We start from the raw sequence: 21,814 nt of genomic DNA on the forward strand, positions 1-21,814 counted from the left end.
ATATGGAATGAAACAAAGATTCTGCCGAATACAATGTATATAGGCAGAATTTTTTTTTCTTCAATCATTAATGGTCATCACATGAATGATACGCTAAATTGTTTAACTACCGCCTTTCTCTTTAATTGATTCTTTATTACTTAGTCTACGGAAAAGAACCATGATGTTATAGAGAAGATAAGGAGGAGGAGACAGATTGAAAGACTACAAAACTGAAAATATTATCATCTTGTCTTGCTCCATTGATATGGCAAAATCTCTTTTGATGCACCGGAAAGAATTAATTGCCAGGTCTCCAATAGATATACCGACCGGTTGGCCCTCATATAGGTTTAGAAGTCTTTTACCTGTTTATCTTGAAAATAAATCGTTGCAAATTGATACTCTTCACTTATGGTTAGCAGCCGATTTACCAAAGAAGCGAATGATAGGGGATATCATATTATTTATCGATGAAGTTGATACAAAGCAAGGTGTCCTAGAGATTAGACTGGTAGATGAACAAGATGAGCAAATTTATTTTAGAGAATGCTTTTTGCTTTTTATACAATTCGTTGTCAAACATTTCCTAGATTCATTGGAAACAATTAAAATGGAGACCAATACTTCAAATCAAGACCGGATTCAATTATTAAGACAAGTGGGATTCAAGCTGAAAAAGAGAGAAGACCCCTATTTAGTCTGGATTTTGGACTTGGAGGAGCTAGAGTGAAAGGAAAAAGGGTGACTCAATAAGGTCTGACCCCACATGTAATATACAGTATAACGGAAAGGTATACATCCATTATAAAATATATTGATATCGTGGAGCTGACACATAGATTTGGGTCACCCTCTAAAAAGTTTACATTAATCGTTGCATAAGATATTATATTTTAAACTTGAATTTGATGATTCCTGCTTCTCGTGCGGAATTGAATCCAATCAGTAAAAGAGGGCCAATGATAAAGCCAAGTATTCCAAGAATTTTCAGACCTAAATACATGGCAATTAGTGTTGACAGTGCGGAAAGTCCGATATGGCTTCCCATTACTTTTGGTTCGACAGTCCTTCTTATGATTAGTAGGATTACTGCTAGAATCGATAATTGAGTCCCTAGACTAGTATCACCTGTTATTAGATGGAACAATGCCCACGGTCCTAAAATGATAATGGTTCCTATTAAGGGGATAAAATCAACAATCCATATTAAAAGAGACATTACAAGGGCTAGTTCTGGAATGATGAACCACAGTCCAATAAGTGAAACAATAAAAATGATGACACTGACTAAGAATTGAGCTTTTAGGAAGCCAAATACTACGTAGGAAAACCTGGATGACATGAAATGCACCTTATCGGCGGTACGTTCTGAAAGGTGTTCGTATGCTTTTACACGCAATCTTGGGAAATCTAGCATAAATAAAAATAATGCTATCAAAAATACTAGGAAACTGACCATATAATTAGGAATTTCTTTAACTATATTCGTAACATTTTGAATATTGATTGAACTTGTTAAATCATTTTTAACACGATTTAAGGTTTTTTGGATTTGACCACTTAATTCAGTAACGATATATTCAGGCATATCTTCTGACGCGTTCACCAAATTTTTCTCGTATTTCAGCCAAGCCTTATTCACTTCATTTACATAAGCAGGAGTCTCCTGAGCAATTTCTACCACTTCAGTCACAACCTTTGTGACGATAAAATAGCTAGTAATTCCGATAAATGCAATAAAGCCTATAAAAACAATTATCACAGACAATTTATGTTTAATAGGAAATCTTTTTTGAATTCCTTTTGTAATCGGTTCTAGGAGAATAGCTGTAAAAAAAGCCGCCAATAGCGGTACTGAAACGGGCAAAATATAATAGCAAGCGACAATAAGAAGCAGTATGGCGCAAACAATCATTACTTTTTTTCTAGTGAAAAAATTCGCCAAATTACTTCTCCTTTCTAACATATGAATTCTAATTAAATTATAAGTTTTTATGAATATTTCCACAATAAGATTCTCTTATAAATAATCAAAAAGCGCATGTTAATAACATGCGCTTTTTCTTATGATGGATTATAGTTCTGAAAATTTAGCGATATCTGCTTTTACATCAGCAAGAATTTTTTCACATTGTTTCACAAGAGTAGGTGGGAAGCTTTCTCCTTCTCCATACTCAACTCCGTGTGGATAATAATGCTTTCCTAACAGCGGAGTAATTAATTGAATGATCCCTCTATGAGCCCCTACATCGCCTTCTACTGTGTAACCTTGAACACGAAGGTAGAATACTCCTTCTTTTAGGTCAAATTTTCTGTCATAGTTTACACGCTCGTAATCCCATTGCTCAGCACGAACCAAGCCATGGTCATCCATAATTTCGTCAAGTCGATTTAAATCGGCTTTAATTGTTTCAAGACCTGTGTTTTCAAATCTCATAATATGCATCCTCCTATATGATCATACTCGTACGGAAAATGTACATCTAAGGAAGTTAACTATGTATGTAACCAATTTCCTGTGATGCGTGAACCTTTTACAAATTTTCCTCTTGTATAATAATAGTATGAATCGATTCAACATGCAATGTGTATACACTTAGTTTTGTACTATTCACAAAAAGTACATCTTCTATATATGTAGCCGTTTATGGACTCTATCAAAATAAACCTTTCAAGTGTTATAATATTTAATGAAATACAATAATAATATATATTAATATCGGTATTTATTGATATAGAACTTATTAGGAAAGGGGGCTTTCACGCTGCGATCTTTAAGTAAAATATTATTTCTCGCTTCTATTATTTTCTTGATAGGGATTTACTTGAATGTAGGAACTAAAGAAAATGATAATGAACTTCTAATTCAAAATAATGAAGTTAATAAAAAAAATTCAGTAGTCAAGGTTGATCCACAAAATGATGATGCTGAAGGTATACTGGAAAAACCAGATACTGGTGTGGCAACTTTAATAGGTAAGCCCACTAGTGAGTTGGTTTTGGAATTTGGTAAACCTTCGAGGGTCGATTATTCTGCTTATGGATACAATTGGTGGATTTATAATCAAAACGATTTGACGTATTTGCAAGCTGCAGTTAAAGACGGGAAGGTTGTTTCAGTTTATGGTTTAGGCGAACAGTTAAATGTACAACCTTTTAGGATTGGACAATCTGTAGAAGAGATTTACAAAACGGTTTTTGTGGAATCCTCTGTTGAATTAAGTACAGATAAAAGCTCTTATAGATTTGAATTATCCGAAGATGATATGCATATGAGGCCACTAGTTAAAATAGGAGATATATATGCAGTCATTTATTTAGACAAGTTTACAAGTCAAATTTCAAGCATACGGTTTATTGATGATGAAACGTTGATAAAGCATCGACCTTATGAGTTAATTTATCGGGGCGAATTGACGGAGGATGTTGTCTTGTCTGACAATGAATGGGCGGCAGTCGAAGCAGGTGATAGAAAACAAATATTTGATATCACTAATATCATTCGTAAACGGCATGGTTTAAATCCATTATTATGGGATGACCAAACTGCCCAAGTGGCATATGGACATAGTCAAGAAATGTTTACTGAAGATTATTTCTCTCATACATCACCAAACAATGGTGAACTCGGAGATCGGCTTGCTAAGGGAGATGTCCAATTTTTAATGGCGGGGGAAAATATTGCAGCCCATTACGTTGATGGCGTTGCTGCAGTTTCAGGTTGGCTGAATAGTAAGGGTCACCGTGAAACATTATTAAATGAAGAATTTACCCATTTAGGTGTCGGGGTTTATCAAAAATATTTCACACAGAATTTCATTAAGAAAATGGAGTAGAGGCTGACTCTAAAAGTTCCGATTGTTGGACTTTGGAGCAGCCTCTTTTTTATCAATCCATGTCCAAGCAGTTTTAATTTTATGAAACGTAGCGATTCGCATGAAATATATCATTCTTCCACGATCCATAAAATATAACCTGTTGTTGGGAGGATAGGATAGGAGGTTCCAAATCCTTCTCAATGGGTGTGTTAAATTGTACAATATACTTTTTCCCATTAGTACGAACAAGTAATTTTGTCACCATGATAAAGTGTTGACGATAGTATCGTTCTTTGTACTGGGATATGTCCTCTACGACACCTTCGATTATTGACTCTTCCTTAACCTGTCCACAAGATAACCACTGAGCTTTGTTTTGTTTCATTTCCTTTTTGGTCAAAAAATAAAAATAGAAACATATGATTGGAATGACGATTGCTGTAACCATCTTTTCCCTCCACAATTAAAAAATCTTATTTTCTTGGAACAATAAAGAAATTCCCCGTTGCTACCGCACAAAGTGTGCCGTCATCTCTCATTACTTTTCCTTCAAGGACGATGGTTTGCCTTCCCTTATGAAGGAGGGTGCTTTCACAAATCAGCTCCTTGCCACTAGCAACTTTTAAATATCTTACTTGCAAGTCAGTTGTTACAGCTGCTAAATGTTCATCAAGAATTAAGTTAGCATGTGTACCGATTGCAGTGTCAATAAGAGTAGCAGTTACACCACCATGTACGATTCCTAAGTTATTGAACGTAAGTGGGTTGATTGGCATTTTCATGATGAATTTTTCACCTTCCCAGCCGTGGCTAAATTGGAACATCGAGTTAATATATGTAGTTTGTTTTCCCTTTCTCGTGGCAACACCCTGTAAAAAGGCGTTAATAGCTACTAATTCTTCTTCATTTCCATTTTCAATGATATGTAATAGAGTGCTTTTTAATTGATCATTCATGTTGATGTACTTGCCTTCTTTCACTTATTAATATTCCTTACTGAAGAGTAGTTCACTATCTATTATAGAGATACATGTAAAAAAACGTCAAAAAAGTTTTTTTGCTCAGATTAAAGTATGCCCATGCACACATCTATGGAGTCTGCATAATGTGTTATAGGCATTAGTCATAAGATTGGGGTGAAGGAAATGACTAAGAAAAAAAGTGCATCTGTTGAAGAATTTAAGAAATTTGTCAAAAAGCATCCTTCATTGATTAGTGAAGTTCGAAAGGGAAAAACAACGTGGCAGGAAGTATTTGAAGAGTGGTATTTACTTGGCGAAGAAAGTTCCAAGTGGAAATCCTATGAAGATGAAGTAGCTGTTTCCACAGAGCAAAAAAAGAGTAATGGTCAAGATGAATCGGCAGACAATAAAACAGATTTTCTTTCTTCTATATTGGGATCATTAAAAAATATGGATATCAACCAAATACAACAACATGTATCAAGTTTAAATCAGGCACTCGGTGCAATTTCTGGTGTGATTTCACAATTTCAATCAAATGAAACTACTGATACGAAACAAGTTGAGCAGAGTAAAACTCCCCATCCATTTTCATTTAGGAAGGATTAAAGGAGGATTGTGATGAGACAGGACATTTACGACATCATTAAAGCGAATGAAGATTTAAAAAACTATATCCGAACACAACCTTTATGGTATCGAAAGTTAATGAGAAATCCTCATGAATTGGAAAAAATGGAAACGGAGTCGAAGTATTTTTTCAAAAAATCGATTCCACACCGTGTTTCCCAACTCTCAAATGGGGTCCAAATGGCTAATATTATGTTGAATATGTTACAGACCATGAATGTAGGAAAGTAAACACGATAGATAAAATTCACTCTTTTTGCAAACGATAAGGCAAAAGGAGGTTTTCGTGTGAAAAAATGTATCTTATTCATCATTGCTATTGTTGCCTTGACTGGATGTAAGGAAAAAGTCCCTGAACCGGAAACGAAGATTATTGGTATGGATGAACTACAACTCGAGACAAAATCAGTAGAGGCAACCAGCCCCATATTAACAAATCAAACTGGATGGGAGGTTAAATATTTTGTCAGGGGTAATGATGTTTTTGTAGATTGTTATGTAAAAGGTGCTTCTTTTCAAAATTCAGGACGAGCAGGAGCCAAAATTGAAGTGTTGATTGACGGGAAAAAATATGGTGACATGACTACTGCAGCCTTTATTATTAAAGGACTAAGCAAAGGGAATCATACTATTGCATTGCATTTCAAAGATGGTGATAGGAAATATATACGAAAAAAACTAGCCATACAAATTCAATGAGGATTGGAAATCAAGTATTCGCATCTTATCGTTTATCATGGTAAAATGGCATTGGAGGTGAGCTTAATCATGCTTGCTACTATGGAAAGAGTCGAAATTCTACAATTTTCTGAAGACCTTGCCGCCATGATCATAGAATCTGAAATCGGCGAGGACTACTTCATATCATTATATAAGCTCCAAAGTGACAAAGAAGCCCAAAGAAAAATCCAAGCCTTTACAAAAATAAAGGATGCATACGAAGAAGTACAACGCTTTGGGAAGTACCATCCCGATTATAAGAGAGTAAGTGATGAAACAAGGAAACTAAAGAGGGAAATGGATTTGCATCCATCTATAGCTGCTTTCAAGAAGGCAGAAACAACCCTTCAATCGGTACTAGACGAAATCAGCATGATTATTGGCCGATCTGTTTCAGAGTATATTAAAGTACCAACAGGAAGCCCTTTCTTTCAATCAAGCTGCAGCGGTGGTTGTGGCACTGGTGGAAGTTGCGGCTGTTCTTAATAAAGTAAAGGAGAATGCTATGAGTATTCTCTTTTTTTTTACTTTATAATATTTATCAGCTAAGTTTTAATGATTAAGATTCATCCTTAAATCGGATGCAATCGGGACATAAATTCCCACAGCAGAACATTTTTCTCTGTGGAACATAAAATCGGTGCCTGAATACAAATAAAAGATCTTGCTGCCTAAAATAGATTGTTTCACAATGCAATTGTTTCCCTTTCATGACTAGTGCCGAACATTTTTTCATATGTTTAAGGATGGTCTCCATTGAAATGGCTGGATTAGTAACAGCAATGTATAGGAATGGGATGCCTGCCACTTTCTTATAGTGCACGCTTTGAATATCTGTATGTCTTTGTAATAACTTTAAATATTTCTCCCAAACTGAATCAAGATCCATAGTCTCACTCCTCTATTTCTATTGTAGTAACGTTTGTGGATGAAGGTGTATCAATCCAAAGGAATATATATTGATAGATAGAGAAAAATTATGCTACACTGTAGACAAACATTGAAATGAAAAGGGCTTCATCAACCAATGGTAGTAAGGTCCACCAGCAATCAATGCGGGTTAAAATCTTTAATATGGGAGTTTTATTCATGATTGGAGCCAGACAGGGAATCATTGCCTATCTACATACATTAAAACAAGTGAAGATGCTAAGACGATTTGGTAATATTCATTATGTATCTAAAAAATTGAAATATGTAGTGATTTATACAAATATGGAAGATGTGGATTCAACCGTCGAGAAATTAAAGTCATTCTCATTCGTTAAACGTGTGGATGTATCGTATAAACCCTTTTTAAAGACAGAATACGAGAATTCTCGTCCGGATAAAGCAAAAGAGTATGATTACAAGTTAGGAATATAACAAAACGAGAAGATGAAAAAGTCTTCTCGTTTTTTTGTACAAAAAATATGTATAGCTTTATTATTCAGAGCAGTGTCTAGCTCCGACGCACAGGACTTGCTAGTGCCGACAAGACATGCGGCCGTGGCGTTTTTGTCGGACAGCGCCCAGCGACTAGTATGCTTCCTCCCACTCCGTACGATAAGTCAACATCGAATCACTATCGTTCTTCGTGTTGTCTAGCTTCGAGCGCCATCGACGACGCACAGGATGTGCTAGTGCCGACGTCGCCACAGGACGTGGCGATTTTAGTCGGCCTCGAGGTCATAAGCCAAGCCGTCCGGAAGGTAAAAACCAACCTTCCAGCTGGCTCGTCTTATGCTGGACTTCCACAGGACGTGGCGGATTTTAGCTGACGTTCCTTAATAGTGGGGCGCTTGCGCTTTTCTAATTATTTCATTGGAGCTATCAGATGGTTTAATCGTAAGATCCCAATCAAATATTGATGATATAATTCTTTATCCACAAAGTAATGGGATGATTTTACTTCTAATTGAATGATTGGCACCTCCAACCCTGAAGATAGTTCGTTAAATAAATCGTAGCGTTTGTTAGGAGTTATGGTAGGATTAGGTATTCCTTCCCTGCACATATAGATTGGTTGGAAATCTCCGGGATTAGTCGGCGTTAGCACAATTGCTAGTGAAGTAACTGGTTTATCTTCAAAAGTACTATGCATGGCAAGCAGTCTCAGTACTCTATGTTGATTATTTCTGCCAACCTCCAATAATTCATATAAATCTGAATATCCTTGACCAAGTTCAATAAAACGTTGAATCATCTTTTTTCCCCTTTCAGGCTCTTCAAGCGTTAACTTTATCATGTTTTATGTTGATTGAAAAGGAAAGTCTAAAGACATCCCCTTAAATGCCTATATGATAAAATTTATATTATTTTTGAACCGTTAAATTAGTGAAAATAAGTAAAAGTGCTGATTTTGTAAAAAAATAGATAACGAAATTGAAGAATATTTGGTAAGTTAGTAGTAGGAAAATAAGCAAGGGGTAATGAATAAATGATCCGCACATTCCTGACTACATTATTACTAATTTCAATCACTATTTGTGGAATGCTGTTTTGGCAATGGAATCTCTTTTCTGCGTCACCTGGGATAGATACTCAAGCTGAAAAAAGGTCAGACGTTTATCAAAAAATTAAAATGAAACAATCAGAGAAAGTACTGTCTATCCATCACGAGATTAGTGGCTTACAAGAGGAATCCTATATAGTCGAAAATCTAAGAAAGATAAAGTTTACTTGTACATATGACGAAAAAACGGAATGCAAATGGGATAAGGAGAATCATCTTTTAATACCGAATAATCAAAAACAGGTCGTTTTCACATATGAATTTACTGCACCTACAATTAACAAATCAACTCTTTACAATCGTGTTTTTCTGAGTTTGAAAAACATTCAATTCGAAAAATCGCGCGTAGAAATCACATCAACAGTTAGTCGGCCAGCATATTGGTTTTCCAGTGCTCCTTTAATAGGTAAAACAAAAAAGGATTATATTGAATATAGTGTATTTGAACAATCTGGTAATATGTTCGCGCTATATTATTCACCTGTTGAGATGGAGCTTCAAAAATCAGATCGATTAAAGCTCTATTATGAAAAGGGTCAATATGTGGATCTAAATAAAATAGAATCTACATTGGCTATTTTACCTAATAATAAAGTGCTAACCTTAATTGTTACTAACACACATCCAGAATATATATCTGACAGCTTCGTAATTAGTTCGGACGTTTCTAAACCAGATAGGCTTTTACAACAACTCTTCACCTTAGATCTTCAATCACTATTCAACTTTGAAAACAAAGATGAAAAATGGATCATGTACGTCTTAGGTAATTTAAAATATAATCGAAAGTTCGGCGGAGAAAAGTCTCAATTGATGGCAGATGCTATTCGATCAGAATTAGCGGAAAATGAATTAAAGCAATTATTAACGGATACTGATAATAGTCAGTTTCTATCTGCAAAACTATTAGATGAATTCCTAACCAAGGCAAAAGGAAGAGAGAGCCATTTTTTTGCAAATAATAAACTTGAGAAGGCAGGTTTAAGTCCATTATTTTTTGTTGAGAATCGATTGATGCAGGTGAATGATAGTGAAGTTAAAGAAAAAATGATCATGGTACAAAACCAAAGCTTGTACCCGTTCTATCCCGTTATTCATAAGTTAGGATATGAATATCATGTCATTGATCAAAATCAAGTATTGGTAAATAAGAATAATTCTTTAATACGGTTCTACCTGAATAAAAACGTATTCATGATTAATGGAGACGATTATGGAGTGAAAACCAATCCATTAAAGGCTGTGAATGGTAGTATTTATATTACCGAAGATTGGTTACTTGATATTTTTAGGGTGAATATCTTAAAGGGAGACAAGGTCATCCAGATTAGCAATGAGTAAAGAAAATAATTCAAAAAATATAAAAAAGCCCTGCAAGTATATACTTGCAGGGTCCTTCTATTTCCTAAAGGATAGAAGGGAAAGGGAGAGGAGAAACCGGAGGAAGAACTTATGGGGAAACGTAAGCCTTCTCCGCGGTTGGCAACAACATCCTCGATTGGAGATGTTGTTAGTTAACAGTATGACCATTTTATTTTATGTTATACGTGAATATCGTTTAATAAACTGAAGAAAAATGCTTATATAGGAAGTTTTGGTGTTTGATATTGGCTCCTCAATTGGAATATGGTAGGATAGTATAGATTTAAAAAATGTCGAAAAATGTGGTGAGTTACATGAGAGTCGTATCTGGAGAGTTTAAAGGGAGACCTTTAAAGTCTGTTCCTGGGAACACGACAAGACCGACGACGGATAAAGTAAAAGAATCCATTTACAATATGATTGGACCATACTTTTCAGGTGGTACAGTTTTAGATTTGTTTGCAGGAAGCGGTGGTCTTGGAATAGAAGCCATTAGTCGTGGAATGGATAAAGGGATATTTGTGGATCGTGAATTTAAAGCCATCCAAACAATCCGACAAAACCTGGACGCATGCAAAGTTAGTGAGGACCAATACGAAGTTTACAAAAATGACTCGGAAAGAGCTTTAAAAGCCTTGGTAAAAAGAGAGTTGGTTTTTGATTTAATCGTGCTGGATCCCCCATATAAAAAGCAAAAATTGATTGATATTCTTTCATTCATTGAAGAGCATAAACTTCTTACAGTAAGCGGTTACATAGTTTGTGAACATGGCTCGGATATTGTATTGCCGGAAGAAGTAGGAGCATTAAAGCAAACAAGGAATGAAACGTATGGAATGATAGGTATATCCATTTACCAAATTAGTAATGGTATCGAACATAACGAGGTGCAATAATGAATAAAATAGCGGTTTGTCCAGGTAGTTTTGATCCGATTACTTTTGGCCACCTAGATATTATTCAACGTGGAGCAAAAGTATTTGACGAGGTCTATGTGGTCGTGTTGAATAATTCATCAAAAAAGCCTCTATTTACGGTTGATGAAAGGATGGACTTGATTCGTGAAGTCACGAAGAATATTCCAAATGTCAAAGTCGATTCTTTTCAAGGTTTATTAGTCGACTATGCATCAAGCATTAAAGCAGATGCGATTATTAGGGGATTAAGAGCTGTTTCGGATTTCGAATACGAAATGCAAATTACATCAATGAATAGAAGATTAAACGATCATATCGAAACGTTTTTCATAATGACGAACAATCAGTATTCATTCTTGAGTTCAAGTATTGTGAAAGAAGTGGCTAAATATGGTGGAGATATATCAGAGCTTGTTCCAAAGCCAGTTCAAGAAGCATTAAATCAAAAGTATAAAGGATAAAAGATAAGGGAGCTAATAAGCAGATATTACTGTTTATTTTGGCTTCCTTTTTGCATTATACTTCTTTTTTTAAGCTACTAAAGACACACGAATCATGTAATCGTCAAAGCAAAACTGGAATATTAAAATGAAATAACAGATATGGTTTTGTACAGAAAAAATCTATATTTACATCTTTAAACAAATCAAGGAATTGCCCAAACCTAATTTTCTATTTCGTCATATTTTAGTTATAGAATGGGAGGGTTTGAATTGTCTGATAAAAATAAAAAGAAGTATAAAAAGAAGTATAAAAAGAAGTACAAGAAGAAGTGCGAAAGGAGGGACGAAAAGAAGTACGAAAAGAAGTACGATGAAAATTATGAAGAGAAATATGAAAAATACAGAGAATTGCTTGATGAATATACAGAAACACTTAGTGGTGTAATAGGAACATTAAGAATAGAAGTAACAGTGGGGATCCAAGAAGCAGCGGGAACCCCGATAGTAGAGGGAACCACAGAAGCTGTGGTAGTCCCGACAGTAGAGAGAACCACAGCAGCAGCGGAAACGCCAGAAGCAGAGGAAGTTTCAGAAGCAGAGGAAACACCAGGAACAGATGAAACGCTAGAAGCAGAGAAAACGCCAGAAGTAGAAGGCACGCCAGAAGCAGAAGGCACGCCAGAAGCAGAAGGCACGCCAGAAGTAGAAGGCACGACAAAAGTAGAGGGAACGTCAGAAGCAGAGGGAACGCCAGAAGCAGAAGGCACGCCAGAAGCAGAAGAAACACCAGAAGTAGATGGAACACCAGAAATAGAGGAAACGCCAGAAGCAGAAGGAACACAAGAAGTAGAGGGAACGCCAGAAGCAGAGGAAACTCCAGAAGCAGAAGGAAAGCTAGAAGTAGAGGAAACTCCAGAAGCGGAAGGAGAAGTAGAGGGAACGCCAGAAGCAGAGGAAACTCCAGAAGCAGAAGGAACACCAGAAGTAGAGGAAACTCCAGAAGTAAAAGGAACACCAGAAGTAGAGGGAACGCCAGAAGCAGAGGAAACTCCAGAAGCAGAAGAAACTCCAGAAGTAGAGGAAACTCCAGACGCGGAAGGAACACCAGAAGTAGAGGGAACGTCAGAAGCAGAGGAAACTCCAGAAGCAGAAGGAACGTCAGAAGCAGAAAGCACGCCAGAAGCAGAAGGAACACCAGAAGTAGAGGGAACGCTAGAAGCAGAGGAAACTCCAGAAGCAGAAAGCACGCCAGAAGCAGAAGGAACTCCAGAAGCAGAAGTCACGCCAGAAGCAGAAGGAACACCAGAAGCAGAGGAAACTCCAGAAGCAGAAGAAACACCAGAAGTAGAGGGAACACCAGAAGCAGAGGAAACTCCAGAAGCAGAAAGCACGCCAGAAGCAGAAGGAACACCAGAAGTAGAGGGAACGCCAGAAGCAGAGGAAACTCCAAAAGCGGAAGGAACACCAGAAGCAGAAGGCACGCCAGAAGCAGATGAAACATCTGAAGTAGAGGGAACGCCAGAAGCAGAAGGCACGTCAGAAGCAAATGGAACGCCAGAAGCAAAAGGTACGTCAGAAGCAGAAGGTACACCAGTAACAGAGAAAGCTCCAGAAGCAGAAGGAACACCAGAAGTAGAGGAAGCACAAGAAATAGAAGGAACGCCAGAAGCAGAAGGGACCAAGAAGAAGAAGAAACGCCAAAAGCAGAAGGAACAACAGAAGCAGAAGGAACAACAGAAGCAGAAGGAACAACAGAAGCAGAAGGAACAACAGAAGCATAAGAAGAACAAGAACAAGAACAAGAACAAGAACAAGAACAAGGAATAGAAGGAACGCCAGAAGCAGAAGGAACGACAGAAAAAGAGGTACCATCTTCGGTACCTGAAGGAACGTCTTTACGTGAAGAAACACTAACACTAAAAATATCAACGATCTCAGAAGAATCAGAATCACCGGGTTCAGAAGAATCATCTTGATACTGAATAGAAATTTCCTATATTTAAATTTCAAAGATAACAAATACCCATTCCTTTTATTGTGAACATTGAGTAATTAATTTAATGGGAATCATTTAAAAAACAACAAGGAGACATGCATACAATGATGATGGATGAAAAAAGAGCCATTTAATAATGGCTCTTTTTCTATTGAAGCAAACTAATGTAAACGTCTTATAAGTATGAATTAAACTTTAGTCGAAATCTGAAAAATAAAAACTATCTTTTAAATAAATCCGTTTTTCTAGCATAAATGAAACAATACAATAAGAGGAACGAGATAGTAATGAGAGGTCCGTATTTACTGAAAAATAGAAGGATTTCCCCCATCCAACCTAAAGTCACATCTCCAAATACGGGAACAGCATGAGATGGTTTTTCTTTAAAATGCAGTCCCTCATATACAGGTTTCCATATGATTAGAGTAATAAGTCCTGCAATGGTACCATGCATGATTCTTGCAATGAAAAAAGGGAAAAATCGAATATCAGTTTCAGCAAGTATACTAGCGACTTGTGCTTGTACACTAAAACCACTAAAAGCCAAGATGAAACTTACAACGATTGCTTGGAACATAAGTGTGACGTCTTGAACCTGACTGGTCATTTGAGACCCTAATGTGATTTCAAATAAACCAGAGATATAAGGAATGCTAAATACCTCGGGAATATTTAGAATAAAAAAGAGTTTTTCCATCCCATTTGCAATTATTCCTGTAATCTTCATATGATATAAGAGCTTATTAATGACGGAAAAAAGTATAATGAACCCACCAATCATCAATAAGGTTTGAATGGAGGATGTAACTGCATCACCAAGTAGTTTGCCGATGGGTCTTTTGTCCTTTAATCTGGTACGATGTAATGCACGGATGGCAGTCTTCAATGAAACCTTATTTGTATGCTGGATACCCTTCGAATGGTCCTTACCATGCCATCTCATGATTAGTCCTACGCAAAAGTTCCCAGCATAGTGAGCAATGGCGAGAATAATCCCTAAATTAGGATTATGAAAAAATCCAATGGAAACTGCACCGAATATAAATAAAGGATTTGAAGAATTTGTAAAGGAAACTAATCTTTCCGCTTCGACTTTAGTCAATTGTCGTTCTTGCCGGAGTCTAGCGGTCAATTTAGCGCCGGAAGGATAACCTGATGCCATTCCCATTGCCCAAACAAAACCACCCACTCCTGGCACCTTAAACAAAGGTCGCATTAAAGGTTCCAGGAGTACTCCAATAAAAGTCACGACTCCGAATCCAATCAACATTTCTGATACGATGAAAAAAGGAAGTAAGGATGGGAAAACAATTTCCCACCACATCGTAAGTCCGCGTATAGAGGCATCGAAGGCTTCCTGCGGATAGGCAATTAATGATCCCGCAAACAATGTAGCACACATTGCCAACAGGAGAGTTTTGATGACGGACTTATCCAAGAATTGTGCCTCCTTATAATAAATCTACATGAGTTTAATAGTCCAAACCATGCATGAAATTTGATGACATTTTCTTATGAGAATAGAAATGTTAAAATATTCAGTAACATGAGGGATTGAATCCGTTATCTATCTCTGACACGTCTGTCAGGGGGTACATTTTATAAGGGTAAGCTACTTTTTTAAGACCTATCTAAATACTACAAGCTTCAAAGCAGTCTTGTCCTTGTATAAGAAAATATACTTTCCATCAAGCGTTTTTAGAACATCATAGGACTAGTTGTTAACCGATTATTAGTAGCAATGTCAAAATGGAACCATGTAAAGAGGTGACAACCTGTGAGAGAGCCAAAAATAGGATTGGCTTTAGGATCTGGAGGAGCAAGGGGCTTTGCTCATTTAGGGGTCTTAAAAGTGCTAAAAGAGAACAATATAAGAGTGGATTATATAGCCGGTAGCAGCATGGGAGCTTTAGTTGGAGCTTTTTATGCGGCAGGGACGGATATGGAACAACTATATAAAATATCCAATAATTTTAGGAGAAAATATTTTCTGGATTTTACTGTACCGAAAATGGGCTTCATCTCGGGGAAGAAGGTTAAGGAATTTATCCGTATTTTCACGAAGAACAAACGGCTCGAAGATCTTGATATTCCATTGTGGATCGTCACAACTGATATTAAAACAGGCGAAAAAGTGATTTTTAGTGAAGGACCTATTGCCGAAGCCGTCCGAGCTAGTATAAGCATACCAGGAATATTCGTACCTGAAAAAATCAACAATCGACTGTTGGTGGATGGTGGGGTAGTGGATCGTGTACCAGTATCTGTAGTAAAGGAAATGGGGGCTGACATCATTATCGGGGTCGATGTCGCTCATGTGAAGCAGGATATGGAGATAACCTCTATTTATGATGTAATCATGCAGAGCTTGGATATTCTTCAAATGGAATTAGTTGAGCAAAAGAAGATTGCATCAGATATCATGATTCGCCCACGTGTTGAAAAATACAATTCAAAAGCATTTACAAATATTGATGAAATAATTAGTATTGGAGAGGATGAAGCAAGGAAAAACCTTGATGCAATCATTGAATGTATTGGAAACTGGAAGGGGTCAAGTGTGGAATGAAACAATTATGGAAGGCAAGCTCCTTTCTTGCAATCATGTTACTGGTCATATTATCTATTTTTTATACTTTGCCATTTTATGTTTCTAAGCCCGGCATGGCGCAGGAATTGGAGCCGATTGTCCATGTAGAGGGAGCTGACGATGCAAAGGGAAGCTTCATGCTTACAACAATCAGGATGGGTAAGGCAAACATATATTCATATTTAATGGCAAAATGGAGTAAGTACCAAGAGATTTATCCAGAAGAAATGATACGTTCTGAGGATGAAACCGAGGAAGAGTATACTGTTAGACAATTGCAAATGATGGAAGGTTCGAAAGACGCAGCCATTATAAATGCTTATGTTTTTGCCAGTAGGTCCATTGATATCAAATACAAAGGGATTTATGTTGTCAACGTTTTAGAAGGAATGCCAGCTGAAGGCAAGTTACAGCCTGGAGACAGAATCACTCAAATCGATAATCTCTCTTTCACCTCATCCAAGCAGTTCATTGACTATGTAGGTGGTAAAAAGGCAAACTCTAAAATAAAAGTCACTTTCAACCGGGATAAGGTAAAAAAAGTAGAAACCATACAACTGAGCAAGATTGAGAAAATTGGAAATCGGGTAGGAATGGGAATCACTCTAGTCGATGATCGTAAAGTAATTACCGATCCTCCTGTCACAATCGAGTCTGAATCGATCGGAGGACCATCAGCAGGATTCATGTTTTCTTTAGAAGTATTTAATCAACTGACAAAAGGTGATATTACAAAGGGTTATAAAATTGCAGGCACTGGAACCATTGATGAACATGGAAATATAGGTCCAATTGGTGGAATAGATCAAAAAGTAATTGCTGCTGATAAATCAGGAGCACAAATATTTTTTGCGCCAAATGAAAAGGGCATCAAAAATTCTAACTATAAGATTGCTGTAAAAACCGCTAAAGAGATTGGAACTGATATGAAAATTGTCGCAGTAGATCAATTTGATGAAGCGATTCGTTATTTAGAGAGTCTAGAGGAGTTATAGTACATACATATTGAGGGAAGATTCATTCTCTATTAAAAAACCAGAGACATTAAGAGACTGTCTCTGGTTTTTTGTCATTGTTTAAGTCTGATTGGAGCCTGTAGTTCTCTTTTCCAAAGAGTTTGTTGTGATGTAGTATCCAGACTTAAAGCATGGATGGTTGCAGATTGATAATCCAAAGCTAATGAGGTTGTTTTATCCTTGATTAGTTTTGAATACAAAGGCATTTCAATTGTTTTTTTATGTATACTTAAATATTGTTGTCCAGTAGCACTCATGCCTAATATCCTTATATGCCCAATTTCATTCATAGCAGCAGTCATTTGATTCTTTGTGACATGGTTAAGGATATGGACACAAATTCTTTGAATCCTTGTCCAAGTATACCGTTTTGTTTTGACAATCGAGACAAATTCATGGAATGAAGTAGCTTCTAGTGCAGCTTCTTTTAAACGATATTCTATTCCTTCCTCCACTTCATATAGTTCAGCCAACTGCTGGACAGAGGAACTAATCAACTTGTATTTCAACATTTGCCAATAGTCCTCCCATTGGTGCAGCTTGCCGAATTCTTGAACATACTGATCCAAACCAGCAACGCTTTCTTTAGGCAAATAAGGCATGACACTGCTTAACGCTTGACTTTCTGATCCATCTTCAAAAAGACAGCTCCTAATGCTGGTAGCACTTGCAATGGTATCATCCGTTGGGCGATCATCATGGTACTCTGCTTTTATTCGCTTTATAGTGGCAGGTAGGATGGAGAATCCATTTTTTAAGGCAGTTCTCACGTATTGATATCCAAGAATATTATTTGGTTTCGATAGGTCTGGTAATTCAATATTACCGCCAGCAATATCCAAAAAAGCAAGGGAAGCGGATTTTGGATAACTCTTACCTGTAGAGGAATGAAATTTTAGTCGTTCGTTATATTCGTCCTCTTTTTGGGACATGATTTGGTATAGAGATTTAAAAGGTGCGATTTCCCCTAATTCGCTCCCAAAACAGAAGAATTCACAATGTAATGCTTCTAGTATTTTGATGGATCCAAGGGCAAAAGGCTCCGCATGCTGCGTACTGAAAGCATAAGGTAGCTCAACCACAAGGTCTGCCCCACCTTTTAACGCCATATTTGTCCTAGTCCATTTACTAGTTAAGGCGGGTTCTCCCCTTTGGAGAAACGAGCCACTCATGACAGCTATAACTACATTTGCCCCAGTTGATTTTTTACTTTCTTGTAAATGATATTTATGTCCGTTGTGAAAAGGATTGTATTCGACTACCAACCCAACCGCTTTCATTGATTTCCTCCATAGTTTGTAATTTACAAAATGAGTGGTAAAATATATGATTATACAGTTGATAACCTTTCTAGAGGCTGGCATAATGCCCATAAATGCTCGGTTTCTACTACATTGTACTGTAAAGAAATTATATTGACAAACGGTAGATAGACAGCTATAATTACCTTTGTTGCCTTGAGGTGATTCATTTGAAATGGACAATTACTCAACTTCAGAAATATCGTGATAAAGGCCTCGTTCTTGATGAACAGGTGGATGTCTCCCCGGTTATGGACATCGATAAGCAAATTCGTGCCGTGTCACCTATACACGTGACTGGTCGAGTGGATATTGGTACAAATGAAATTACCTTCCATATTCATATAGAAGGCAAACTCACTTTACCGTGTTCACGTACACTTGTTGATGTATTATATCCAGTTGACGTTAAAACGACAGAAACTTTTTTACTACGAACTGACTATGATCCTGAACAGGAACATGTGACAGTGGTAAAAGGTGATGTTATTGATCTTTATCCGATAATACAAGAGAATGTATTGGTCGAAGTTCCTATGCAAGTTTTTTGCGATGACGCAAATCCAGAAGGAGCAACCCCCCAGTCTGGAAATGACTGGTCTGTTATTTCGGAAGAAGAACAGGAAAAGAAAGTTGATCCACGACTTGCGGGCTTGGCAAAATTCTTTGACAACGACAAGCAATGATGAAACAAGAAACGAGAAGATTCGGGATTTTCCGGTCCTTATAACTTCTTAGCTCATTTTTAAGGAGGTGGGAATAATGGCTGTACCTTTTAGAAGAACGTCCAAGACGGTTAAAAGAAAACGTCGTACACACTTTAAGCTTCAAGTTCCTGGTATGGTAGAATGCCCAAACTGCGGTGAAAGCAAATTAGCTCACCGTGTATGTAAAGCTTGTGGTACTTACAAAGGAAAAGAAGTTGTGAACAAATAATTTTTCCTGATGAAAGAGACTAAAATGACTGTTTACCAGTCATTTTAGTCTCTTTTTCATTATTTATATTCTCTTTTCTAAAAGATTGTTGTATTTAAATTGGATTTATTAAAGTGAATGGTTAATAAAAAATAGGTTGATTGAAGCAGAAGGTGCGAGACTCCTCGAAAGTGCATTAGAATTTCCTTCGTGTGGTGTAATTCACAGATGCAATTCAATGTCCTGAGGGAGCGGTGGACAGGTGAGATCCCACAGGCGTAAAGCTCCGAAGATGTTCCAGGACCGCCCCGCGAAAAGCGAGCATCCTGGAACTGAAATCAACCACTCCATTGTGAAATAGCAACAAAGTTTAGAAACCACCCTTTTTATTAATTTTGAAAAGAAGGGAACAGGTCAGCTCATCTAGAATCACTATTGTATGCAAACTTGATGATTAGGAGTGATGCACCATGTTAGAGCAATCTTTATTAAAACATCTATCAAAAGATGGGATTTTGAAATTAACGATTCATCGCCCTGAAAAGAGAAATGCAATAAATTATCAAATCATGGATGAATTGGCTTCAGTACTTTTAGAGGCAAGGGAAAATAAGAATATTAAAACTGTTGTCATTATCGGTGAAGGGAACCGTGCATTTTGTTCAGGTGGAGACCTTAGTGAATTTCATAGATTACATACAGCAACAGACGCATATGAAATGCTTTCAAAAATGGGAGAAGTACTATATTCCCTTTTAACTTTGCCTATTCCAACCATTGCAATATTAAATGGGACAGCAGTTGGAGGGGGCTGTGAAATTGCATCCGCTTGTGATTTCAGATGGGCCTATCCACAGGTGAAAGTAGGTTTTATTCAGGGAAATCAAGGAATTACGACTGGATGGGGCGGAGGTACGATTCTATTAGAGAAACTCCTCCCGTCTAATGCATTGAAGATGCTCCTTTCTGCAAAGGTCTTGTTACCCGAAGAAGCTAAACAATTAGGTTTTATTGATCAAGTCTTAAATGAGAAGGATCATTGGGAATCTCTAGTGGCTAACATGATCGAAAAGGAACAGGAAGTCCTAGTAGCGTATAAACAAATCTTGATTCGGAAATGGAAAGAAACAAATATAAAAGAAAGAATAGACCAGGAAATTCGAGAGTGTGCCAATCTTTGGGAAAGTGATGCGCATTTACAGGCAGTGGCAAAGTTTACAGGAAAGAAGATATAAAGATTTAAGGTTAAATATCACTATATCTCCTTTATGCAATTATTTAAAAAAAGTCTTCTAGCATTCCTATTAAGTGCATATTTTGTATAAATACTTATTAGGAGGGATCCATGCATGTCGATGACAAGACAAGACGCTTGGAGTCAAGATGAAGATTTATTACTAGCAGAAGTAGTGTTAAGGCATATTAGAGAAGGAAGTACCCAACTTACAGCTTTTGAAGAGGTCGGCAAGCAGCTCTCCAGGACATCGGCTGCATGTGGATTCAGATGGAATTCCTTTGTTAGAAAACAATATAAATCAGGAATCGAACTGGCTAAAAAACAAAGAAAAGAATATAAGAAGAAAGCGTATCAGAAGAATCAGGTTCAAAGTAAGTCAGAAGTGAATACAAAGGACGCAGCGGTGGAGGTAGAAAGCACATTAAAACAAGCTGAATCGACCATACAAGGCGATAGTCTTAATTTGCAAAATATCGTAACATACTTAAATTCTTTTGAATCACTTGTTTCACAAAAGGATCAGGAAAAGGATAAATTGCAAAAGGAGTTAAAAATTCTTAAAGAAGAAAATTTTAAGCTATCAAGAATGAATGAAGAACTAGAAAATAAAATCCATACAATTGAAAGTGAATACCGTTCCATCCTTGAAATATTGGAGAAGGCCAGAAAACTTGTAAATAAAGAAGATGGCAAAAAAGTTCAAAAAGTATAACCATAAATACCATTATTATTCTAGTATCATATAAAAATAAAGGGAATGAAGATATAGACGCATAAAGCGTACATATCTTCATTCCCTTTTTACCTTTATTTTTAGAAAGGAAGTATAAATTTGGCAACAGAGAAACAAGTCGTTGTAGTTTCTAGTTTTTGTAAAAAAGTATAAGTGCGCTACTCCCTTGTCGTCGCTTGAGGGTTTGGCACTCGGCTAGTTTTCTAATGGTTTCCAAATTAAAGGATTTTGTCCTAAATCTCTTTCCATATCATAGGTAACCGCTTCAAAGCCCATCTTCATCCAAAAATCATGAGACTGGACTCTAGGGTTGGTCTTGATAGGTAAAGTGAAACTCTTTGCAAATGCAACTAGTGTTTCTCCATATCCTTTTCCTTGATAAGCAGGTAGAACTTCAAGTTTCCATAACTCTAAATACTCTTGTGCAGGTTCAAAGTATAAGTCGAATTTAGCACTTCTCCGATATAATGACATACGAGCAACTAACTTATCGCCAAAGTAAATCCCGTAAAATGGGGATTCACTATCATTTTCAATGATATTTGCCTCGAGGTCTTCATGCATAGAAAGTTCTTGAATGCCGTATTCTTTAAACTTCTTAAACTCTTCTAATGTCTTGTAATTGACTAGCAATGGCTCTACTTTATATTCCATTTGCTTCTTCCCCCTCTATCTAGATGCAATTCGATGGTCATTAT

Annotated in this window: 26 protein-coding genes; 17 read left to right on the forward strand and 9 right to left on the reverse strand. The window is 36.9% G+C overall.

Annotated features, from left to right (window positions below; all coding sequences use genetic code 11):
• Nucleotides 1-196 precede the first annotated feature (196 nt).
• Nucleotides 197-712 (forward strand): hypothetical protein, encoded by a 516-nt coding sequence (locus G3O09_RS10155; RefSeq protein ID WP_163101376.1) that lies wholly within the window; start codon nucleotides 197-199, stop codon nucleotides 710-712.
• Nucleotides 713-868: 156 nt separating this feature from the next.
• Here the strand turns inward: G3O09_RS10155 and ytvI are convergent, their stop codons facing one another.
• Both ytvI and G3O09_RS10165 read right to left on the reverse strand, forming a co-directional pair.
• On the reverse strand, nucleotides 869-1,927 hold the full coding sequence (gene ytvI / locus G3O09_RS10160) for a sporulation integral membrane protein YtvI (RefSeq protein ID WP_163101377.1): 1,059 nt from the start codon (nucleotides 1,925-1,927) through the stop codon (nucleotides 869-871).
• 129 nt (nucleotides 1,928-2,056) lie between these two features.
• A complete protein-coding gene (locus tag G3O09_RS10165; protein ID WP_163101378.1) occupies nucleotides 2,057-2,419 on the reverse strand; it encodes a YugN family protein in 363 nt (120 codons plus the stop codon).
• A gap of 388 nt (nucleotides 2,420-2,807) precedes the next feature.
• On the opposite strand from G3O09_RS10165, the gene G3O09_RS10170 reads away from it, so the two are divergent.
• The gene (locus tag G3O09_RS10170) at nucleotides 2,808-3,818 is read left to right on the forward strand and encodes a CAP domain-containing protein (RefSeq protein ID WP_240338401.1); all 1,011 of its coding nucleotides are present in this window, start codon (nucleotides 2,808-2,810) and stop codon (nucleotides 3,816-3,818) included.
• 79 nt (nucleotides 3,819-3,897) lie between these two features.
• Here G3O09_RS10170 and G3O09_RS10175 read toward each other — a convergent pair whose 3' ends face one another.
• Nucleotides 3,898-4,248: a hypothetical protein gene (locus G3O09_RS10175; protein WP_163101380.1), complete on the reverse strand. Its 351-nt coding sequence runs from the start codon at nucleotides 4,246-4,248 to the stop codon at nucleotides 3,898-3,900.
• 25 nt (nucleotides 4,249-4,273) lie between these two features.
• Complete coding sequence (locus G3O09_RS10180) at nucleotides 4,274-4,780, reverse strand: PaaI family thioesterase (RefSeq protein WP_163101381.1); 507 nt, start codon at nucleotides 4,778-4,780, stop codon at nucleotides 4,274-4,276.
• A 165-nt stretch (nucleotides 4,781-4,945) separates the two neighbouring features.
• Between G3O09_RS10180 and G3O09_RS10185 the strand changes: the two genes are divergently transcribed.
• The 4 genes from G3O09_RS10185 (at nucleotide 4,946) to G3O09_RS10200 (ending at nucleotide 6,598) form a co-directional block, all read left to right on the forward strand.
• Complete coding sequence (locus G3O09_RS10185) at nucleotides 4,946-5,371, forward strand: YlbD family protein (protein ID WP_163101382.1); 426 nt, start codon at nucleotides 4,946-4,948, stop codon at nucleotides 5,369-5,371.
• A gap of 12 nt (nucleotides 5,372-5,383) precedes the next feature.
• Nucleotides 5,384-5,623, forward strand: coding sequence for a YlbE-like family protein (locus G3O09_RS10190; RefSeq protein ID WP_163101383.1), 240 nt, complete (start codon nucleotides 5,384-5,386; stop codon nucleotides 5,621-5,623).
• Between the two features lie 57 nt (nucleotides 5,624-5,680).
• Nucleotides 5,681-6,091, forward strand: coding sequence for a hypothetical protein (locus G3O09_RS10195; protein ID WP_163101384.1), 411 nt, complete (start codon nucleotides 5,681-5,683; stop codon nucleotides 6,089-6,091).
• 69 nt (nucleotides 6,092-6,160) lie between these two features.
• Nucleotides 6,161-6,598 (forward strand): YlbF/YmcA family competence regulator, encoded by a 438-nt coding sequence (locus tag G3O09_RS10200; protein ID WP_163101385.1) that lies wholly within the window; start codon nucleotides 6,161-6,163, stop codon nucleotides 6,596-6,598.
• Nucleotides 6,599-6,671: 73 nt separating this feature from the next.
• Here G3O09_RS10200 and G3O09_RS10205 read toward each other — a convergent pair whose 3' ends face one another.
• The gene (locus tag G3O09_RS10205) at nucleotides 6,672-7,001 is read right to left on the reverse strand and encodes a hypothetical protein (protein WP_163101386.1); all 330 of its coding nucleotides are present in this window, start codon (nucleotides 6,999-7,001) and stop codon (nucleotides 6,672-6,674) included.
• Between the two features lie 200 nt (nucleotides 7,002-7,201).
• On the opposite strand from G3O09_RS10205, the gene G3O09_RS10210 reads away from it, so the two are divergent.
• Nucleotides 7,202-7,477, forward strand: coding sequence for a YlbG family protein (locus G3O09_RS10210; protein ID WP_163101387.1), 276 nt, complete (start codon nucleotides 7,202-7,204; stop codon nucleotides 7,475-7,477).
• 430 nt (nucleotides 7,478-7,907) lie between these two features.
• Here G3O09_RS10210 and G3O09_RS10215 read toward each other — a convergent pair whose 3' ends face one another.
• Entirely contained in the window at nucleotides 7,908-8,297 is a 390-nt protein-coding gene (locus G3O09_RS10215) for a DUF7147 family protein (RefSeq protein ID WP_163101388.1), read from the reverse strand.
• A gap of 234 nt (nucleotides 8,298-8,531) precedes the next feature.
• On the opposite strand from G3O09_RS10215, the gene G3O09_RS10220 reads away from it, so the two are divergent.
• The 4 genes from G3O09_RS10220 (at nucleotide 8,532) to G3O09_RS10235 (ending at nucleotide 13,155) form a co-directional block, all read left to right on the forward strand.
• Nucleotides 8,532-9,947 carry a stalk domain-containing protein gene (locus tag G3O09_RS10220; RefSeq protein ID WP_163101389.1) on the forward strand — a complete coding sequence of 472 codons (1,416 nt, stop codon included), beginning with the start codon at nucleotides 8,532-8,534 and terminating at the stop codon, nucleotides 9,945-9,947.
• Between the two features lie 335 nt (nucleotides 9,948-10,282).
• On the forward strand, nucleotides 10,283-10,864 hold the full coding sequence (gene rsmD / locus G3O09_RS10225) for a 16S rRNA (guanine(966)-N(2))-methyltransferase RsmD (RefSeq protein ID WP_163101390.1): 582 nt from the start codon (nucleotides 10,283-10,285) through the stop codon (nucleotides 10,862-10,864).
• Nucleotides 10,864-11,346, forward strand: coding sequence for a pantetheine-phosphate adenylyltransferase (coaD, locus tag G3O09_RS10230; RefSeq protein ID WP_163101391.1), 483 nt, complete (start codon nucleotides 10,864-10,866; stop codon nucleotides 11,344-11,346). Before rsmD ends, coaD begins: the two co-directional genes overlap by 1 nt.
• 252 nt (nucleotides 11,347-11,598) lie before the next feature.
• A complete protein-coding gene (locus G3O09_RS10235) occupies nucleotides 11,599-13,155 on the forward strand; it encodes a putative sodium/potassium/calcium exchanger (protein ID WP_163101392.1) in 1,557 nt (518 codons plus the stop codon).
• Nucleotides 13,156-13,544: 389 nt separating this feature from the next.
• On the opposite strand, the gene ylbJ is transcribed toward G3O09_RS10235, so the two are convergent.
• Entirely contained in the window at nucleotides 13,545-14,762 is a 1,218-nt protein-coding gene (gene ylbJ, locus G3O09_RS10240) for a sporulation integral membrane protein YlbJ (RefSeq protein ID WP_163101393.1), read from the reverse strand.
• A 339-nt stretch (nucleotides 14,763-15,101) separates the two neighbouring features.
• Between ylbJ and G3O09_RS10245 the strand changes: the two genes are divergently transcribed.
• Nucleotides 15,102-15,893, forward strand: coding sequence for a patatin-like phospholipase family protein (locus G3O09_RS10245; RefSeq protein WP_163101394.1), 792 nt, complete (start codon nucleotides 15,102-15,104; stop codon nucleotides 15,891-15,893).
• Nucleotides 15,890-16,909: a SepM family pheromone-processing serine protease gene (locus tag G3O09_RS10250; protein WP_163101395.1), complete on the forward strand. Its 1,020-nt coding sequence runs from the start codon at nucleotides 15,890-15,892 to the stop codon at nucleotides 16,907-16,909. The genes G3O09_RS10245 and G3O09_RS10250 overlap by 4 nt, the downstream gene beginning before the upstream one ends.
• A gap of 74 nt (nucleotides 16,910-16,983) precedes the next feature.
• Here G3O09_RS10250 and G3O09_RS10255 read toward each other — a convergent pair whose 3' ends face one another.
• Nucleotides 16,984-18,210 (reverse strand): nucleotidyltransferase, encoded by a 1,227-nt coding sequence (locus G3O09_RS10255; RefSeq protein WP_163101396.1) that lies wholly within the window; start codon nucleotides 18,208-18,210, stop codon nucleotides 16,984-16,986.
• 191 nt (nucleotides 18,211-18,401) lie between these two features.
• Between G3O09_RS10255 and G3O09_RS10260 the strand changes: the two genes are divergently transcribed.
• The 4 genes from G3O09_RS10260 to G3O09_RS10275 all read left to right on the forward strand — a co-directional run bounded on the left by G3O09_RS10260 (nucleotide 18,402) and on the right by G3O09_RS10275 (nucleotide 21,095).
• Nucleotides 18,402-18,917, forward strand: coding sequence for a YceD family protein (locus G3O09_RS10260; RefSeq protein WP_163101397.1), 516 nt, complete (start codon nucleotides 18,402-18,404; stop codon nucleotides 18,915-18,917).
• Between the two features lie 76 nt (nucleotides 18,918-18,993).
• Entirely contained in the window at nucleotides 18,994-19,167 is a 174-nt protein-coding gene (gene rpmF, locus G3O09_RS10265; RefSeq protein ID WP_163101398.1) for a 50S ribosomal protein L32, read from the forward strand.
• A 449-nt stretch (nucleotides 19,168-19,616) separates the two neighbouring features.
• Nucleotides 19,617-20,381, forward strand: coding sequence for an enoyl-CoA hydratase/isomerase family protein (locus tag G3O09_RS10270; protein ID WP_163101399.1), 765 nt, complete (start codon nucleotides 19,617-19,619; stop codon nucleotides 20,379-20,381).
• Nucleotides 20,382-20,495: 114 nt separating this feature from the next.
• Entirely contained in the window at nucleotides 20,496-21,095 is a 600-nt protein-coding gene (locus G3O09_RS10275) for an RsfA family transcriptional regulator (protein WP_163101400.1), read from the forward strand.
• Nucleotides 21,096-21,311: 216 nt separating this feature from the next.
• Here G3O09_RS10275 and G3O09_RS10280 read toward each other — a convergent pair whose 3' ends face one another.
• Entirely contained in the window at nucleotides 21,312-21,770 is a 459-nt protein-coding gene (locus G3O09_RS10280; RefSeq protein WP_163101401.1) for an N-acetyltransferase, read from the reverse strand.
• Nucleotides 21,771-21,814: the final 44 nt, after the last annotated feature.

Origin of the sequence: Peribacillus alkalitolerans (genome assembly GCF_010882125.1) — a bacterium.
GTDB lineage: Bacteria > Bacillota > Bacilli > Bacillales > DSM-1321 > Bacillus_BN > Bacillus_BN alkalitolerans.

What these genes read in the sequence shown, in the direction of transcription:
- G3O09_RS10165 (WP_163101378.1), bottom strand. Translation starts at nt 2,419, where the DNA reads ATGAGATTTGAAAACACAGGTCTTGAAACAATTAAAGCCGATTTAAAT.
- G3O09_RS10175 (WP_163101380.1), bottom strand. Translation starts at nt 4,248, where the DNA reads ATGGTTACAGCAATCGTCATTCCAATCATATGTTTCTATTTTTATTTT.
- G3O09_RS10185 (WP_163101382.1), top strand. Translation starts at nt 4,946, where the DNA reads ATGACTAAGAAAAAAAGTGCATCTGTTGAAGAATTTAAGAAATTTGTC.
- G3O09_RS10190 (WP_163101383.1), top strand. Translation starts at nt 5,384, where the DNA reads ATGAGACAGGACATTTACGACATCATTAAAGCGAATGAAGATTTAAAA.
- G3O09_RS10200 (WP_163101385.1), top strand. Translation starts at nt 6,161, where the DNA reads ATGCTTGCTACTATGGAAAGAGTCGAAATTCTACAATTTTCTGAAGAC.
- G3O09_RS10205 (WP_163101386.1), bottom strand. Translation starts at nt 7,001, where the DNA reads ATGGATCTTGATTCAGTTTGGGAGAAATATTTAAAGTTATTACAAAGA.
- G3O09_RS10210 (WP_163101387.1), top strand. Translation starts at nt 7,202, where the DNA reads ATGATTGGAGCCAGACAGGGAATCATTGCCTATCTACATACATTAAAA.
- G3O09_RS10215 (WP_163101388.1), bottom strand. Translation starts at nt 8,297, where the DNA reads ATGATTCAACGTTTTATTGAACTTGGTCAAGGATATTCAGATTTATAT.
- G3O09_RS10220 (WP_163101389.1), top strand. Translation starts at nt 8,532, where the DNA reads ATGATCCGCACATTCCTGACTACATTATTACTAATTTCAATCACTATT.
- rsmD (WP_163101390.1), top strand. Translation starts at nt 10,283, where the DNA reads ATGAGAGTCGTATCTGGAGAGTTTAAAGGGAGACCTTTAAAGTCTGTT.
- coaD (WP_163101391.1), top strand. Translation starts at nt 10,864, where the DNA reads ATGAATAAAATAGCGGTTTGTCCAGGTAGTTTTGATCCGATTACTTTT.
- G3O09_RS10250 (WP_163101395.1), top strand. Translation starts at nt 15,890, where the DNA reads ATGAAACAATTATGGAAGGCAAGCTCCTTTCTTGCAATCATGTTACTG.
- G3O09_RS10255 (WP_163101396.1), bottom strand. Translation starts at nt 18,210, where the DNA reads ATGAAAGCGGTTGGGTTGGTAGTCGAATACAATCCTTTTCACAACGGA.
- rpmF (WP_163101398.1), top strand. Translation starts at nt 18,994, where the DNA reads ATGGCTGTACCTTTTAGAAGAACGTCCAAGACGGTTAAAAGAAAACGT.
- G3O09_RS10270 (WP_163101399.1), top strand. Translation starts at nt 19,617, where the DNA reads ATGTTAGAGCAATCTTTATTAAAACATCTATCAAAAGATGGGATTTTG.
- G3O09_RS10275 (WP_163101400.1), top strand. Translation starts at nt 20,496, where the DNA reads ATGTCGATGACAAGACAAGACGCTTGGAGTCAAGATGAAGATTTATTA.
- G3O09_RS10280 (WP_163101401.1), bottom strand. Translation starts at nt 21,770, where the DNA reads ATGGAATATAAAGTAGAGCCATTGCTAGTCAATTACAAGACATTAGAA.